Source organism: Paenibacillus sp. GCM10023252, from assembly GCF_042653305.1.
Taxonomy (GTDB): Bacteria; Bacillota; Bacilli; order Paenibacillales; family Paenibacillaceae; genus Pristimantibacillus.
Window position 1 is genome coordinate 14,724 of the sequence record NZ_JBHSHW010000003.1, and the last position, 16,536, is coordinate 31,259.

16 protein-coding genes and 1 tRNA gene are annotated in these 16,536 nt (G+C 52.9%); 15 read left to right on the forward strand and 2 right to left on the reverse strand.

Annotated elements, in window-relative coordinates; all coding sequences use genetic code 11:
• Nucleotides 1-60 precede the first annotated feature (60 nt).
• The 12 genes from hisA (at nucleotide 61) to ACFO9Q_RS02780 (ending at nucleotide 11,721) form a co-directional block, all read left to right on the forward strand.
• On the forward strand, nucleotides 61-792 hold the full coding sequence (gene hisA / locus ACFO9Q_RS02725) for a 1-(5-phosphoribosyl)-5-[(5-phosphoribosylamino)methylideneamino]imidazole-4-carboxamide isomerase (RefSeq protein WP_379178431.1): 732 nt from the start codon (nucleotides 61-63) through the stop codon (nucleotides 790-792).
• A 36-nt stretch (nucleotides 793-828) separates the two neighbouring features.
• Nucleotides 829-1,587, forward strand: a complete 759-nt coding sequence (gene hisF, locus ACFO9Q_RS02730; protein WP_379178433.1) for an imidazole glycerol phosphate synthase subunit HisF — start codon at nucleotides 829-831, stop codon at nucleotides 1,585-1,587.
• A complete protein-coding gene (gene hisIE / locus ACFO9Q_RS02735; RefSeq protein ID WP_379178435.1) occupies nucleotides 1,584-2,336 on the forward strand; it encodes a bifunctional phosphoribosyl-AMP cyclohydrolase/phosphoribosyl-ATP diphosphatase HisIE in 753 nt (250 codons plus the stop codon). The genes hisF and hisIE overlap by 4 nt, the downstream gene beginning before the upstream one ends.
• Before the next feature lie 123 nt (nucleotides 2,337-2,459).
• Nucleotides 2,460-3,266: a histidinol-phosphatase HisJ gene (gene hisJ, locus ACFO9Q_RS02740; protein WP_379179148.1), complete on the forward strand. Its 807-nt coding sequence runs from the start codon at nucleotides 2,460-2,462 to the stop codon at nucleotides 3,264-3,266.
• A 96-nt stretch (nucleotides 3,267-3,362) separates the two neighbouring features.
• Nucleotides 3,363-4,313: a ribose-phosphate diphosphokinase gene (locus tag ACFO9Q_RS02745; RefSeq protein WP_379178437.1), complete on the forward strand. Its 951-nt coding sequence runs from the start codon at nucleotides 3,363-3,365 to the stop codon at nucleotides 4,311-4,313.
• 225 nt (nucleotides 4,314-4,538) lie between these two features.
• Nucleotides 4,539-6,290 carry a tetratricopeptide repeat protein gene (locus ACFO9Q_RS02750; RefSeq protein WP_379178439.1) on the forward strand — a complete coding sequence of 584 codons (1,752 nt, stop codon included), beginning with the start codon at nucleotides 4,539-4,541 and terminating at the stop codon, nucleotides 6,288-6,290.
• Nucleotides 6,291-6,307: 17 nt separating this feature from the next.
• Nucleotides 6,308-7,255, forward strand: a complete 948-nt coding sequence (gene trxB, locus ACFO9Q_RS02755; RefSeq protein WP_379178441.1) for a thioredoxin-disulfide reductase — start codon at nucleotides 6,308-6,310, stop codon at nucleotides 7,253-7,255.
• A 244-nt stretch (nucleotides 7,256-7,499) separates the two neighbouring features.
• Entirely contained in the window at nucleotides 7,500-8,450 is a 951-nt protein-coding gene (locus ACFO9Q_RS02760) for an ROK family glucokinase (RefSeq protein WP_379178443.1), read from the forward strand.
• Nucleotides 8,451-8,476: 26 nt separating this feature from the next.
• Complete coding sequence (gene rapZ / locus ACFO9Q_RS02765) at nucleotides 8,477-9,364, forward strand: RNase adapter RapZ (protein WP_379178445.1); 888 nt, start codon at nucleotides 8,477-8,479, stop codon at nucleotides 9,362-9,364.
• 33 nt (nucleotides 9,365-9,397) lie between these two features.
• Nucleotides 9,398-10,363 (forward strand): gluconeogenesis factor YvcK family protein, encoded by a 966-nt coding sequence (locus ACFO9Q_RS02770; protein WP_379178447.1) that lies wholly within the window; start codon nucleotides 9,398-9,400, stop codon nucleotides 10,361-10,363.
• Nucleotides 10,364-10,369: 6 nt separating this feature from the next.
• Nucleotides 10,370-11,299: a DNA-binding protein WhiA gene (gene whiA, locus ACFO9Q_RS02775; protein WP_379178449.1), complete on the forward strand. Its 930-nt coding sequence runs from the start codon at nucleotides 10,370-10,372 to the stop codon at nucleotides 11,297-11,299.
• Nucleotides 11,300-11,451: 152 nt separating this feature from the next.
• On the forward strand, nucleotides 11,452-11,721 hold the full coding sequence (locus ACFO9Q_RS02780) for an HPr family phosphocarrier protein (protein WP_379178451.1): 270 nt from the start codon (nucleotides 11,452-11,454) through the stop codon (nucleotides 11,719-11,721).
• A 131-nt stretch (nucleotides 11,722-11,852) separates the two neighbouring features.
• Here the strand turns inward: ACFO9Q_RS02780 and clpP are convergent, their stop codons facing one another.
• Nucleotides 11,853-12,434: an ATP-dependent Clp endopeptidase proteolytic subunit ClpP gene (clpP, locus tag ACFO9Q_RS02785; protein ID WP_379179150.1), complete on the reverse strand. Its 582-nt coding sequence runs from the start codon at nucleotides 12,432-12,434 to the stop codon at nucleotides 11,853-11,855.
• 172 nt (nucleotides 12,435-12,606) lie between these two features.
• A tRNA-Arg gene (locus ACFO9Q_RS02790) sits at nucleotides 12,607-12,681 on the reverse strand.
• Nucleotides 12,682-12,927: 246 nt separating this feature from the next.
• On the opposite strand from ACFO9Q_RS02790, the gene ACFO9Q_RS02795 reads away from it, so the two are divergent.
• The 3 genes from ACFO9Q_RS02795 (at nucleotide 12,928) to ACFO9Q_RS02805 (ending at nucleotide 16,512) form a co-directional block, all read left to right on the forward strand.
• Nucleotides 12,928-13,971: a sugar-binding transcriptional regulator gene (locus tag ACFO9Q_RS02795; RefSeq protein ID WP_379178453.1), complete on the forward strand. Its 1,044-nt coding sequence runs from the start codon at nucleotides 12,928-12,930 to the stop codon at nucleotides 13,969-13,971.
• 121 nt (nucleotides 13,972-14,092) lie between these two features.
• On the forward strand, nucleotides 14,093-15,097 hold the full coding sequence (gene gap / locus ACFO9Q_RS02800) for a type I glyceraldehyde-3-phosphate dehydrogenase (protein WP_379178455.1): 1,005 nt from the start codon (nucleotides 14,093-14,095) through the stop codon (nucleotides 15,095-15,097).
• Between the two features lie 233 nt (nucleotides 15,098-15,330).
• Entirely contained in the window at nucleotides 15,331-16,512 is a 1,182-nt protein-coding gene (locus tag ACFO9Q_RS02805) for a phosphoglycerate kinase (RefSeq protein ID WP_379178457.1), read from the forward strand.
• The last annotated feature ends 24 nt before the right edge of the window (nucleotides 16,513-16,536 follow it).

Genomic DNA, 16,536 nt, shown 5'->3' on the forward strand with positions numbered 1-16,536 from the left:
CCCTAAGCTTATACAACTCCTATTCGTACTAATACTATAGATTCCTGGAGGCTTAATTCGATGTCTAACTTCACGATATATCCCGCGATCGATATTCGCGGCGGCAAGTGTGTGCGCCTCATTCAAGGCGATTATAATCAAGAGACGGTATACAATGAGAGTCCGCTCGCAGCAGCGAAGGACTGGGAAGCCCAAGGCGGAGCGTGGATACACTTGGTCGACCTAGACGGAGCCAAGGCAGGCCAGCCGGTCAATGATGCGGTCATTGGCGAGATCGCTCGCAGCGTGAGCGTTCCTGTGCAAGTAGGCGGAGGACTGCGCAAGCTGGAGGATGTGAAGCATCTGATCAGCCTCGGCGTATCCCGGGTCATTCTTGGAACAGCAGCGATTGAAGATCGTGAATTCGTACGCCAAGTACTTGGTGAGTATGGCGACAAGGTAGCGATTGGTATCGATGCCCGGAACGGCTATGTCGCTACTCGCGGCTGGCTGGAGACTTCCGAGGTGAAGGCTGAGGAGCTGGCAGTTGAATTAGCGGCTCAAGGCGCGTCCACGTTCATCTTCACTGATATCTCGCGTGACGGCATGATGAAGGGTCCGAACATCGATGCTATCGTGCAGCTGGCGAAGGTATCCGGCAAGGAAGTCATCGCATCCGGCGGAGTAAGTGTGATGCAGGATCTGACGAACCTCGCGGAGTACCGCAAGGACGGCGTAGCTGGAGCCATCGTAGGCAAGGCGCTGTACACCGGCAGCATCGTGCTGAAGGATGCGATCAAGCAGCTATCGTAAGATTAGATACCCATATAGCAAGGAGGAACGAGCGCTATGCTTGCCAAAAGAATCATTCCCTGTCTCGACGTGAAGGACGGCCGGGTCGTGAAGGGCGTCAACTTCGTCAACCTGCGCGATGCAGGCGATCCCGTGGAGCTGGCTGCGACGTATGATCAAGAAGGCGCAGACGAGCTGGTCTTCCTCGACATCTCTGCTTCCGTAGAAGGCCGTGCCACCATGATCGAAGTGGTGAAGCGGACAGCGGGCGAGATTACGATTCCCTTCACCGTGGGCGGAGGAATCTCCCATGTGGATGATATGAAGCGGCTGCTTCGTGCAGGTGCTGATAAGATAGGCATCAATACTGCAGCGGTGAAGAACCCTTCCCTCGTGCAGGAGGGCGCGCGCAAGTTCGGGTCCCAATGTATCGTAGTCGCGATTGATGCGAAGTTCAATCCCGAATGGGGCGAGTGGGAAGTGTACACGCACGGCGGACGGCAATCGACCGGCATTAAGACCCTCGAATGGGCTCGTGAAGTGGCCAGACTGGGAGCGGGCGAGATTCTGCTGACCTCGATGGATGCAGACGGCACGAAGGATGGCTTCGATGTATCGTTGACACAGGCCGTGTCGAGCTCCATCTCCATTCCGGTTATCGCCTCGGGCGGAGCAGGAAGAGTGGAGCACTTCAGCGAGATATTCGAGCAGGGTCAGGCGGATGCTGCACTTGCGGCTACAATCTTCCATTACAAAGAGATGACGATTCGGGAAGTCAAGGACGACCTGAGGCGAAGGGGAGTCGAAGTAAGATGAGCAACTTAGAGCAGCTAGCACAGCTTGCAGCGAAGATTAAGTGGGACAGCAACGGACTCGTTCCTGCCATCGTCCAAGATGCGGTATCCAAGGAAGTCCTCATGATGGCGTATATGAATGAAGAGTCCCTAAGGCTGTCCATCGAGTCCGGCGACACCTGGTTCTGGAGCCGCTCGCGCAGCGAGCTGTGGCACAAGGGCGCAACGAGCGGCCATACACAGCGCATTCGCAGCATGAGCTATGATTGCGACGGCGATACGCTGCTCGTGAAGGTCGAGCAGCAAGGTCCCGCCTGTCATACCGGTCGCTACAGCTGCTTCTTCCATCCCATTCAGGTGGAGGGCGCAGCAGGGACATTGCCTAAGAGTGAGTCAGATTCCTCTGCGACGGGCGAAGGTGCCAGTCATGAATCTCAGTCTCAGGTATCTCCGTCTCAGTCCGACCGCTACTCCGTACTAGGCACTCTGGAGACCGTCATTGCAGAGCGATATGCGGAGCGTCCGGAAGGCTCCTATACGACCTACCTCTTCGAGAAGGGTGTCGATAAGATCTTGAAGAAGGTAGGCGAGGAAGCATCGGAAGTCATTATCGCTGCCAAGAATCAGGATAACGACGAGCTTCGCTCCGAAGCGAGCGACCTCCTCTTCCACCTCATGGTGCTCATGCGCGAACGCGGCTTGCCGCTCGATGATGTGCTCCGTGAGCTTGGCGGCCGCCATGGCAAGCCGACGACGAACAAGATGCGCTAATATCATGCTAACCACACGCACAGCGGCTGACAATAGACGCTGTGCTGTTGCGCATTCTAAGTGATAAGCGCTGCCTTGTGATGATGCACCTATATGATTACCTACAGAGAGGCCGGTATGTCCATGCTAATCGATTACCATACTCACCATGCCCGCTGCGGTCACGCATCAGGCTCGCTGGAGGATTATGTGAAGAGGGGGATCGAGATTGGTCTTAAGCAGCTCGGCCTATCTGATCATATGCCTCTCCTGCATGTAGATCCTGCTTCCTATTATCCGGAGATGGCTATGCCGATGGATGAGCTGCCGAGATATGTGGAGGAGTGCCTTCACCTTCGTGAGCAATATAAGGATCAGATTGATATAAGAATCGGCCTGGAAGGCGATTATATAGAAGGTCATGAAGAAGCAATCGAGCGTATCATCGAAGCTTATCCGTGGGATTATGTTATTGGCTCTGTTCACTTCCTGGGCACTTGGGATGTCACCGACTTCCGGCAGACGCATGAGTGGGACGGACGCGACCGGATGGCGGTCTACGAGCAGTACTATGACGCGGTTCAGAAGGCAGCGGCGACCGGCTTCTACAGCTACATCGGGCATATTGATGTCATCAAGCGGTTCGGCTACGCACCGGACGGTGATGTCACCCATCTGGAGAATGCGGCTCTGGAGGCGGTTAAGCGGCACGGAATGGCGATCGAGCTCAATGCGTCTGGTCTTAGAACCCCTGCAGCGGAGATGTTCCCGAGCAGAAGAATGATTGAATACGCCAGAGACCTCAGCATTCCTATCACAATTGGATCCGATGCCCATCTGCCCGAACGGCTCGGCCAATATCTGGATGAGGCTCGAAGTCTGCTCTCTGATGTCGGAATTTCGAAGCTTGCTACTTTCAAGAATCGACAATTAACAATGATTGATTTTTGAATTATTGTAGAATCAATGTATAATAGGAAGTAGGAACAAGCATCAACTAGGTATAATGATTCAACATTAAGTGGTTCTAACGCTCAGGAGGGTATCATGTTAAGCGACAAGTTGCGTATTTTTTCGGGTTCGTCCAATCCTATCTTAGCTGAGAAGATCAGCGCAGAGCTTGGACTTACACTCGGCTCCATTAAGATGTCCCGCTTCAAGAGCGGTGAAATCTACGTTCACTATGAAGAGACGATTCGGAATTGTGACGTATTTCTCGTTCAATCGTTCTCGCATCCGATCAACGAGCACTTCGTCGAATTGCTGGTCATGATTGATGCGGCTAAGCGCGCTTCCGCTAAGACGGTTAATATTATTATGCCTTATTACGGGTACGCGCGTCAGGAACGCAAGGCGGCACCACGGGAGCCGATCTCCGCAAAAATGCTGGCGGACGTCCTGACGACCGTCGGCGCGAATCGGGTCATTACCATTGATCTGCACGCCCCTGCGATTCAAGGCTTCTTCAACATTCCGGTCGATCATATGACTGCGCTTGACCTGATCAGCGATTACTTGAAGACGAAGAATATTAAGAATCCGGTCGTCGTATCGCCGGATGCAGGACGCGCATCCACCGCTGAGAAGCTGGCTAACTATCTCGACTCTCCATTCGCGATTATGATCAAGAAGCGTCCGGCTCACAATGAGTCCGTCATCACTCACGTCATCGGGGACGTAGAGGGACAGACGCCGATTATTATCGAGGATCTCATCGACACGGGGACGACCATTGTCAACGTTGTAGAGGGACTGAAGGAGCGCGGAGCGGAAGACGTATACGTCTGCGCGACCCATCCTCTATTCTCAGGTACAGCCATTGAGCGCTTAGACCATCCTAATATTAAGGAAGTTGTCGTGACAGATTCCATTCTGCTGCCGGATATTCGTCCGGAGCGGTTCACGGTACTGTCGGTCGCCCCGCTGCTTGCGGATGCGACACGAATTATTATTGAGGGCGGATCGATCTCCACCCTGTTCAAGAATGCTGGAATGTAGGCAAGACTGCTGCCTCAGCTGTATAGCATAACCTTGTGAGAATCGCGGGCGTCGCATATGACTCCCGCGATTTTCATCGCGATAAGAGCTCATAACGCCAGAGGACGGCGACCGTAGATGGAACGTTGTGGATTCAAGCAGGCGTGTTAGGATAGGCCGTGCTGTGGTATAATCGGGAGAATATTCATGAAGCAGCAATGGGAGCAATGGGGAGGTGCCTTGTAGGTGAAAGGTAAGAAGCGTGCTGTAATAGAACAGAGAGCTAAGATTATTCCTATAGAGTGGGATGCCACGTTCTTCTTCGAGCGCGCAGTTCAGTCACTGGATCGATATCATTACGACAAGGCACTGAAGTATTTCCGTCGCGCCGTTGAATATGAACCGGACAATCCAGTCAACCATTGCAATATGGCTGGCATCCTCTCTGAGATGGGCTCCTACGAGGATTCTAATGGAATTCTTCGTTATATTATCGAGGAGCTTGACCCGATGATGACGGAATGCCACTTCTATATGGCTAACAATTATGCGAACTTAGAACAATACGAGAGCGCTGAGCACTCGCTTATTCGATATCTAGAGGAAGACCCGGACGGACAGTTCTTAGGCGAAGCCGAAGAGATGATGGATCTGCTTCATTATGAGTTGGAACGTCCGACTCCTTATACCAATATTAAGTCCCGCGAAGGAATGGCGCAGCATGACAAGGCGCGTTCACTGCTGGAGGAAGGGAAGTTCACGGAGGCGGTACGCATTCTCGAAGAGATTGTCGCATCGCAGCCGGACTTCCTTGCCGCACGCAATAATCTAGCATTAGCCTATTATTATATGGGGCTGTTCGATCGGGCGATGGAGACGATTGAAGATGTGCTGAAGCTGGAGGAAGGCAATCTGCATGCGCTGTGCAATCTGGCGATCTTCTATCAGCACAATCAGGATGAGGAATCGCTGAAGCCGCTTGTGGAGCTGTTGCGCAAGACGGTTCCTTTTCACCAAGAGCATGTGTTTAAGCTGGCAACGACAATGGGTATCCTAGGGGAGCATGAGGCAGCACACCGGCACTTCATCCGCCTCTTGAAGGAAGCGGAGCAGGAGGACCCATCCCTCTATCATTATGCTGCGGTAGCGGCGTGCAACATTGGCCGGTATGCAGAGGCGGACCGTCTGTGGAAGGTTGCAGGCAAGCTGGATACGGGCTCAGGCATTGCAAGCTACTATCTCGATCAGATGGAGCAGGTGAAGAAGGGGCTCAGCACCGGGCCGGTCAGCTATCATTACCATCTGCCGTTCGAAGAGCAGTTCAAGCTGTGGGAGAAGCAGGCAGACGGGTTCCCTGACCATCTGAAGCGGGACCCGCTCGTGCGGTCCTCCTTCTTCTGGGCACTCCGGCATGGCGATGACAAGACGAAGCTGCAGGTTATTCAAGCACTTGGCATGATAGCGGACGGAGAAGTGAAGGATGCCTTGAAGGCGTTCCTCCTCGAAGAAGGCGAAGATGATTACTTGAAGCGGATCGCGATCTTCGTCCTGCGGACCATTGGCGTACAAGAGTCGCTTGAGGCGAGACTCGAGGGGGAGCAGACGATCATTGAAGCGAATCGGGTTCCCTCTCGGCTGCCGGAGTGGGATCCGAAGTGGCAGGAAGTAGTGGAGGCCGCACTCGTTCGCATGAACAAGACCTATGATCTCGTGCAGCAGCATGATCTGATGACGCTGTGGGTAGAGTTCCTCACTAGAGTCTATCCGGACACACCGAAGCTGACTCGCGTGGAAGGCTGGGCAGCAGCGCTGGAATATCTGACGGCGAAGATGCATCGCAGAGAGATCTCCTATCATGAGGTGGCGCAGCGGTATGGAACATCTATCGCAACAGTCAGCAAGAATGCGAAGCGAATCGACGAGATATGCGGCATTCGAGAGAAGATGAAGTCGATCTCTACCGTATTCAGCGGCGGAGACACCACTATAGAGGACTAATTGAAGGAGGCTATCCCATGTACAAATCCATTATTATCGGTACCGGCCCTGCCGGACTAACGGCAGCGATCTATCTGGCGCGTGCGAATATGAGCCCGCTTATTATTGAAGGACCGGAGCCGGGAGGACAGCTCACGACAACGACAGAGGTCGAGAACTTCCCTGGATTCCCGGAAGGGATCATGGGACCTGACCTCATGGCGAACATGCGGAAGCAAGCCGAGCGCTTCGGCGCGGAATTCCGCACAGGCTGGGTGAATAGCGTGGATCTGTCGCAGCGCCCGTTCAAGCTTCAGGTGGAGGGTCAAGGCGAGCTGATTGCCGAATCCGTCATTATCTCTACAGGAGCATCCGCCAAGTATCTCGGAATTCCAGGTGAGAAGGATAACGTAGGCCGCGGCGTCTCCACTTGTGCCACCTGTGACGGGTTCTTCTTCCGCGGGAAGAAGATTATCGTCATTGGAGGCGGAGACTCTGCGATGGAGGAAGCGGGCTTCCTGACGCGCTTCGCGACTGAGGTTGAGCTGGTGAACCGCCGTACGGAGCTGCGGGCTTCGAAGATTATGCAGGATCGCGCCAGAGAGAATGAGAAGGTGAAGTGGAGCCTGAATCGTACTCCTGTTGAGGTGGTAGCCGGCCCGATGGGCGTAACCGGTCTGAAGGTCAAGAACAATGAGACCGGCGAAGAGGAAGTCATCGAGACGAGCGGCATCTTCGTTGCCATCGGCCACACGCCGAACACGAAGTTCCTCGGCGGTCAGATTGATACCGATGATCATGGCTATATTCAGGTGAAGCCGGGCACTTCCGAGACGAACATCCCAGGCGTATTCGCATGTGGAGACGTCCAGGATAATAAGTATCGTCAAGCGATTACTGCTGCGGGCAGCGGGTGCATGGCTGCGCTCGACTGCGAGCGGTTCCTTGAAGGCAGCATTACGCATGACTGGAGCCAGACGCTGTAACACTGTAACGCTCCATGATATCACCTTGGAGAGCCACGTGTGTGATCAATTAAGGAGCGCATGTATGCCAGCGCTCCTCTAGGAATGATGAGCCGTACCTGTCAGGCTGCTTGCTGATGGGTATGGCTTTTTTTGTACCCATGATACGCCTGGCTCAGTCTCTCTTCTTGACCTCAATGTACCGTTGGCTTATAGTGAGAAGGATACGATGCTCTATTACTATTTAATTAGAGGTGGACTAGTGATGTCTGATAAGATTTACGTTGGGGTCGATGTCGGCGGAACCGCCATTAAGGTCGGGATATGCAACGCAGACGGAGATCTGCTCCATACGTTCGAAGGACCTACGGAGACAAGCAAGGGTACGGATACGATTCTACAGAACATAGCCAAGTACGCTCAGCAGATCGTAGAAGAGTCTTCCTATGAATGGGAGCAGGTAGACGGGGTTGGCGTTGGTATTGCCGGATTCCTGGATATTCCGAACGGCATCATTAAGTTCGCGCCTAACCTTAAGATTGAGAACGTGAACTTGAAGGCTTATCTGGAGCAAGTGCTGGGCAAGCGAGTGCTTGTGAACAACGATGCGAACGTGGCGGCGCTTGGCGAAGCTTGGGCTGGAGCGGGCAAGGGGATTCCTAACTGTGTCTGCTATACGCTCGGGACGGGTGTCGGCGGCGGCATTATTATACATGGCAAGATCTACGAAGGTTACGCAGGGATGGCTGGAGAGCTCGGTCATATTGCAATCGTGCCTGACCTTGAAGCGATTCAGTGCGGCTGCGGCAAGATGGGCTGCCTGGAGACGGTATCCTCCGCTACAGGCATCATTCGCATGGCGAAGGATGCGGTAGAGCGCGGAGACCGGACATCGCTGTCACTCGTCCCGAATATAATGGCTAAGGATGTACTAGATGCAGCTAAGGCTGGAGATGAAGTAGCTTCCCGTATCGTGAATCGGGCGGCATTCTACTTGGGCAAGTCCATGGCTACCTTGTCTGTCGTGCTTAACCCGGAGTGCTACATTATCGGCGGCGGAGTAGCGAAGGCAGGAGAGTTCCTCTTCGCACAGATTCGCGAAGTGTTCGAGAAGTATACGCAAGACCAAGCGAAGGAGAATGTGAAGATTCTTCCGGCTACGCTTGGCAATAATGCTGGTGTTGTAGGTGCGGCTGGTCTGTTGCTGCGTTCATAGAGTGAGCGAGGTGCGAGGTGAATCAGATGGATACGAGCGTTAAGGTAGCGAAGCTTGTTATAATCACCGGAATGTCAGGCGCGGGCAAGACGATTGCTGTGCAGAGTCTGGAGGATCTGGGCTTCTTCTGCGTCGATAACTTGCCGCCGGTCCTTATTCCCAAGTTCGCTGAGTTAATTGAGCAGTCTAATGGCAAGATCGGCAAGGTTGCCCTGGTCATTGATCTGCGCGGCCGTGAGTTCTTCACGGCCTTGTCGGAATCCTTGAGCTTCATTAAGGATCACTACACGATCTCCTGTGAGATTCTGTTCCTCGATGCTACCGATGAGATTCTGGTGCAGCGGTACAAGGAGAGCCGGAGGAGACATCCGCTGGCGCCAGACGGCATGCCGCTCGAAGGCATCCGGATGGAACGCCGCATGCTGGAGGATCTGAAGGGCTCCGCTTCCCAAGTCATTGATACGACGAATCTTAAGCCGCTTCATCTGAAGGAGAGAATCATCTCGAGGTTCACGAATCTGGAGCAGAATGGCATGTCGGTGAATGTGACGTCCTTCGGCTTCAAGTATGGAATCCCGATTGATGCTGATCTCATCTATGATGTGCGATTCCTGCCGAATCCTCATTATGTGGAGCATCTGCGTCCGAATACCGGCCAGAATCCCGAGGTCTATGAATATGTGATGAAGTGGCCGGACACTCAGGCCTTCCTCACCAAGCTGCTCGATATGCTGCAATTCCTCATTCCTCTCTATCATAAGGAAGGCAAGAGCCAGGTCGTTGTTGGGATTGGCTGTACGGGAGGGAAGCACCGTTCCGTTGCCATTGCAGAATATTTGGGCCGCATGCTCGGCAGCAGTGACACGGAGCGCGTCCGCGTCAGTCATCGAGATGCCGACCGTGACAAGCACTGATGGGGTGAATGGATGCAGAGCAGGCAGAAGGTCATGAGGCGCCCCAAGATCGTCGTCATTGGCGGCGGGACGGGGCTGTCCGTCATGCTAAGAGGACTTAAGGAGAAGCCGCTCGACATTACGGCGATCGTCACCGTAGCTGATGACGGCGGCAGCTCCGGCGTCCTTCGCAATGAATTACAGATTCCTCCACCCGGCGACATCCGCAACGTCCTCATGGCGCTTGCTGATGTCGAACCTCTCTTAACAGAGGTGCTGCAGTATCGCTTCACGAACGGCACAGGACTTGCCGGCCATAGTCTGGGCAATCTCATGCTGGCTGCTATGACGGACATATCCGGTGACTTCGTCACAGGTATACGTGAGCTGGGACGCGTACTGGCTGTAAGGGGGCGTGTGCTTCCGGCTGCCGGTCAAGCGATTGTGCTGAAGGCGGAGATGGCGGACGGCACGATCGTGACCGGCGAATCGTCCATTCCGCTTGCAGGGCAGCCGATTAAGCGCGTATTCATTGAACCTGAGGACGTTGTGCCGCTTCCCGAGGCCATCGAGGCCATCGAGGAGGCGGATGCGATTCTCATCGGCCCTGGCAGCCTCTATACGAGCATCATTCCTAATCTGCTCGTGCCGAAGCTGGCGCAGGCGATCGTGGATTCCGATGCGGTGAAGCTGTTCGTGTGCAATGTCATGACCCAGCCCGGGGAGACGGATAACTATACAGTCAGCAACCATCTCGATGCGGTGCACGCGCATATCGGTCACCATCTATTCGACTACGTCATCGTCAATGACGGAGAGATTCCACCTCAAGTGGAGAGTAAGTATGCGGAGCTGGGGTCGAAGGCGGTCCATCTGGATCTGGAGGAAGTGAAGAACCGAGGGTATGAGGTCATCGCGGATAAGCTGGTGCTGTTCCGCACGTTCCTGCGTCATGACGCGGAGCGTCTCAGCCATCATATCTACAAGCTAGTGGAGAATTGGATGTTAAGGAAGAGGTGAAGAGACATGTCATTTGCGGCACAGACCAAGAAGGAACTTACGATGGTGGAAGCAGACGCTTGCTGCGAGAGGGCAGAGCTGTCGGCACTCATTCGGATGAACGGTTCCATTAATCTCTCGAGCCGCAAGGTCATTCTGGACATCTCAACGGAGAATGCCGCAATTGCAAGACGAATCTATTCCCTCGTGAAGAAGCACTTCGAAGTGCATACCGAGCTGCTCGTCCGCAAAAAAATGCGTCTAAAAAAGAACAATGTGTACATCGTTCGAATTCCAAGCCGAGTTCAGGAAATATTAAGCGACCTTCGTATCGTGTCCGAAGGCTTCATCATGGGCCAGGGCATCGACAAGGACATGATTCGCAAGTCCTGCTGCAAGCGTTCCTACTTGCGCGGCGCGTTCCTCGCCGGCGGGTCAGTGAACAACCCGGAGGGTTCGTCCTATCACCTGGAGATTGCGGTCATGTATGAGGAGCAATGCTCCGCACTCGTTGACCTTGCGAATAAGTTCAGCCTGAACGCCAGATGTATTGAGCGGAAGAAGGGCTTCATCTTCTACATCAAGGAAGGCGAGAAGATCATTGAGCTGCTCAATATTATTGGTGCGCATCAGGCGCTGTTCAAGTTCGAGGATGTCCGAATTATGAGGGATATGCGCAATTCCGTTAATCGTATTGTGAATTGTGAGACGGCGAACCTGAACAAGACGATTGGGGCAGCGGTTAGACAGATTGATAATATTAAGCTGCTTGAGAAGGCAGTAGGTCTTCATAATCTTCCGGATAAGCTGAGGGAAGTAGCGGAGATCAGGCTTCAACATCCCGACCTGAATCTGAAGGAAGTCGGAGAGATGCTGAAGGGTGTTGTGAGCAAGTCCGGCGTGAACCACAGGCTGCGCAAGATCGATGAGCTAGCGGAAAAAATACGAGGCAGCTAGCTTTTATCCTAGTGCTTACAGTGGTATAATGATATAATAGTGTCAGCCTTTTGTGTGCACGTTTCCATGAGATAGCGCCGCCATAGGGGACTAACCTGACTTACAACTGCCGCAATTTCATGTTTGATTATTATATAGGGGGTATGGTTTCCATGACAAGGCATCCGGTTGTCGTTCGACTGAAGACAGGTCTTCATGCAAGGCCGGCAGCGCTATTTGTACAAGAAGCGAACAAATTCTCTTCCGAAGTGTTCGTCGAGAAAGACGACAAGAAAGTGAATGCCAAATCGATTATGGGAATTATGAGCTTGGCGATTAGTTCCGGTACCGAGGTTTTCATTAGTGCGGAAGGTTCGGACGCAGAACAGGCTGTAACCGCTTTAGTCAACCTGGTCAGCAAGGAAGAACTCGAGAATCAATAATTCGTATGAGCGGGGCTCCCTAAGGGAGCTTTTTGGCATTCTATAGCAGACATAGCAGCGACAAAAAAAGACACCGAAGCGTTCGTCCCGATGTGGGCGGTGCTTCGGTGTCTTCCTATATCAGCAGGTTGTTAGATCTTCTCGATCACCTTGTCAACGAGTCCATACTCTCTAGCTTCCTCTGCGCTCATGAAGTAGTCGCGGTCCGTATCCTTCTCGATACGGCTGAGCGGTTGACCGGAGCGGTCGGCTAGAATGCCGTTCAGCTTGTCACGCATCTTCAGGATGCGGCGAGCGCGAATCTCGATGTCGCTAGCTTGCCCTTCGGCTCCTCCGAGCGGCTGGTGAATCATCACTTCGCTGTTCGGCAGCGCATAACGCTTGCCCTTCGCTCCTGCTGTCAGCAGGAAGGCGCCCATTGAAGCAGCCATACCTACGCAGATTGTGGAGACGTCCGGCTTAATGAACTGCATCGTGTCATAGATGGCCATCCCAGCAGTGATGGAGCCGCCCGGGCTGTTAATATAGAGCGAGATATCCTTCTCCGGATCATCGGCAGCGAGGAATAGCATCTGCGCAATAATCGAGTTGGCAACGACGTCATTAACCCCTGTTCCTAAGAAAATAATACGATCCTTCAATAGACGTGAGTAAATGTCGTAGGCGCGTTCTCCCCGATTGTTCTGTTCAATAACCATAGGTACGAAATTCATATCCAACTTCAGTCCCCTCCTTAAAAATAAAGCGAATTGGCTTAAGCGTAATCTCATCATAACGGATGCTCGAATAAAAGTCAAAGATAGTCAAACCAAGGTTAAAAAAACAGAAGCGGCCCTTGAATAGGGCCGCTTCGTATCGTTAATAATAGTTGATTGTTGAGAGTAATGGCGCGCCCGCTAGGAATCGAACCTAGATCTCAGGCTCCGGAGGCCTACGTCATATCCATTGGACCACGGGCGCATGTAAAAACGATAGCAAGGGTTATTATATGGGATTGCCAAAGTAAAAGCAAGTCCATATCAAAAATTAAAATTGTGAAAATGGTGACAGTAATCGTTTTCATCCGAACATCACACCTTGTCAGCTCATAAGGAATTCGCTACAATAGAGGTGGGACTAAAACAGTTACCGCGGGACATTAATAGTCCAACCGCTATAACGGCTCATATGGCCATGGCATGGAGACAATGGAGTGAGTAGGTAGAGATGCGCGATATCATTGAACTTCAGCAGCAGCTGGTGCCAGATCTCCTAAGTGAGATGAGAAGAAGATACTTCATCCTGCATCAGATTATGCTGTCCGACCTCGTGGGTCGCCGGTCGCTCGCCGCCTCGCTCGGGTTAACCGAACGCGTACTGCGTGCGGAGACGGACTTCCTGAAGTCACAAGGTCTGCTGGAGATTCATACGGCAGGCATGCGAATCAGTGAAGCAGGCAGACAGCTCATTGCTGAGATGGAGCCGGTCTTCAAGTCCCTGTTCGGCCTGTCCGATATGGAGGAACAGATTCGTGAAGCATTCGGACTGACGCAGGTCATCATCGTAGCTGGCGATTCAGATGGATCACCGCAAGTGAAGCGTGAGCTTGGAAGAGTAGGCTGCCAGGTGCTTCGGCGAGTGATGGAGCGTGATGATGTCGTCGCCGTAACGGGCGGCTCAACCATCTCGAATGTGGCGAGCTTCCTCACGACACCGACACCGCTTAAGGGCAACTTGTTCGTTCCAGCCAGAGGCGGACTCGGAGAGAGCTTGGATTACCAAGCGAATACGATTGCCTCAACGATGGCGAAGCGGACAGGAGCAGGCTATCGCATGCTGCATGTGCCAGACCATCTGGGAGACGAAGCGTATGCTTCCATTATGCAAGAACCGAACATTCGAGAGATTGTCGACGTGATTCGCAGCGCACGCATAGTCGTTCACGGCATTGGGGATGCGATGGTCATGGCGCGCAGACGGAAGCTGGATTCGGAAGTCATAGAGGCGATGAGGCAGGACGGAGCATTAGCGGAGGCATTCGGCTTCTACTTCGACCGGAACGGCCAGGTCGTTCACAAAATGCAAACCGTAGGACTTAGACTCGAGGATATTGTGAAGACTGAAGTTGTAATCGGCGTGGCAGGCGGCAAGAGCAAGGGCGAAGCCATCGCGGCGATTATGAGATTCGGACATAACGATGTGCTCGTTACCGATGAAGCTGCTGCTATGGAGATTGTCGCCATTCTCGGCACTGAGCAGAGTCAGGCATAGCTTGCAGCACGACCCCATCGTAATCATAACTTTTCATGACAGGCTTTCGCGGCCTCGCCTGAATCGTTTTGACTTATATACATTCAAGCCTTACCCAAAAAAAACCTAGGAGGAATTAACAATGGTTAAAATCGGTATTAATGGTTTCGGACGTATCGGACGTAACGTATTCCGCGCAGCACTTAACAACTCGGACGTTCAAGTGGTGGCTGTCAATGACCTTACTGACACAGCTACACTGGCTCACCTTCTTAAATATGACACGACTCACGGTACGCTTGATGCAACAGTAGAAGCTAAGGAAGGCGCGCTGGTTGTTAACGGCCGCGAGATCAAAGTATTCGCAGAGCGTAATCCTGAGAACCTTGCTTGGGGCCAAGTAGGCGCTGAGATCGTAGTTGAATCCACAGGGATCTTCACTGCGAAGGAGAAGGCTGAGCTTCACCTGAAGGGCGGCGCGAAGAAGGTTATCATCTCCGCACCTGCAACTAACGAAGATATCACTATCGTAATGGGCGTTAACGAAGATAAGTACGATGCAGCTTCGCATACCGTTATCTCCAACGCTTCTTGCACAACGAACTGCCTTGCTCCATTCGCTAAGGTATTGAACGACAAGTTCGGTATCGTCAAGGGCATGATGACAACTATTCACTCTTACACGAATGACCAGTCCGTACTGGACGTACCGCACAAGGACCTTCGTCGTGCTCGTGCTGCAGCTGAGAACATCATTCCTTCATCTACAGGCGCTGCTAAGGCCGTATCCCTGGTGCTTCCTGAACTGAAGGGCAAGCTGAACGGTATGGCTATGCGTGTACCTACACCTAACGTATCCGTAACAGACCTTGTTGCTGAACTGAAGGTTAATGTAACGGTTGAAGAAGTGAATGCAGCACTGAAGGAAGCAGCAGATGGCGCGCTTAAGGGCATCTTGAACTACAACGAGCTTCCGCTAGTATCCAGCGACTACAACTCCGACCCGGCTTCCTCCACCATCGACGGTCTGTCGACTATGGTTGTTGAAGGCAACATGGTTAAGGTGATCTCTTGGTATGACAACGAGTGGGGCTACTCCAACCGTGTAGTTGACCTTGCTGCTTATATCGCAGGCAAAGGCCTGTAAGACTAACGATTCGTTAGAGTAGGAACGGATCTGAGGTGGGCCGCGGCTCCTGAGCGGAGCCTCGGCCATCGCCTGCAGGGCCTTTTATCTGGCCTGCAGATATGGAGCGTTCCTTCGATCGTCGAAGGGACGCTTTCTTTCTTTTTTTTTCATAGAGATACAGACACAGATAGATAGCGGAGAGAAGCATCGGATCGGCCTCTATACCATAATCAGGGAGGAATTACCTACTTATGAATAAGCAAAGTGTGCGTAATGTTGAAGTAGCTGGCAAGCGAGTATTCGTCCGCGTTGACTTCAATGTACCGTTAGAGAATGGCGTCATTACCGATGATACAAGAATTCGTGCTACACTTCCTACGATCAAGTTCCTGACCGACAAGGGAGCTAAGGTTATCCTTGCAAGCCATCTTGGCCGTCCGAATGGCGTGGTAGTGGAAGAGCTTCGTCTGACAGCTGCAGGCGAGCGCCTGGCTGAACTGCTTGGTCAGCCGGTTGCCAAGGCGAATGAAGCGGTAGGCGAAGCGGTTAAGGCGCAGGTTGCTGCTCTGAACAATGGCGATGTGCTGCTGCTAGAGAATGTTCGCTTCTATCCAGGCGAAGAGAAGAATGATCCTCAGCTCGCTCAGGCCTTCGCAGAGCTGGCTGATCTGTATGTGAACGATGCATTCGGAGCCGCTCACCGTGCTCACGCTTCGACAGAGGGTATCGCGCATCACCTTCCGGCTGTGTCCGGTCTCCTGATGGAGAAGGAGCTTGAAGTACTCGGCAAGGCGCTTCATAATCCTGAGCGTCCATTCACAGCAATCGTGGGCGGATCCAAGGTCAAGGATAAGATCGATGTCATTAACAAGATGCTCGAGATTGCAGACAACGTAATCATCGGCGGAGGCCTGTCCTATACGTTCTTCAAGGCGCAAGGCCATGAGATCGGACAATCTCTGGTAGATAACAGCAAGCTGGATCTGGCGCTTGAGTTCATCAACAAGGCGAAGGAGCTGGGCAAGAACTTCCTGTTGCCAGTAGATATTATCGTTGCCGACGACTTCAGCAAGAATGCGAACACACGCGAAGTGGATATCGATGGCATCCCTGCTGACTGGGAAGGTATCGACATCGGGCCTAAGACCCGTGCCATCTACGCGGATGTCATTAAGAACTCCAAGCTCGTGGTATGGAACGGACCGATGGGCGTATTCGAGATCGAGCCATTCTCCCACGGCACTCAGGCCGTAGCTCGTGCTTGCGCAGAGACTTCCGGCTACACCGTAATCGGCGGCGGCGATTCCGCAGCGGCAGCAGAGAAGTTCCACTTGGCTGACAAGATGGACCACATCTCTACAGGCGGCGGAGCATCCCTGGAATTCATGGAAGGCAAGGCGCTTCCAGGCGTCGTTGCTCTTAACGATAAATAAGATTAGGATTAGGTTCCTATTAGG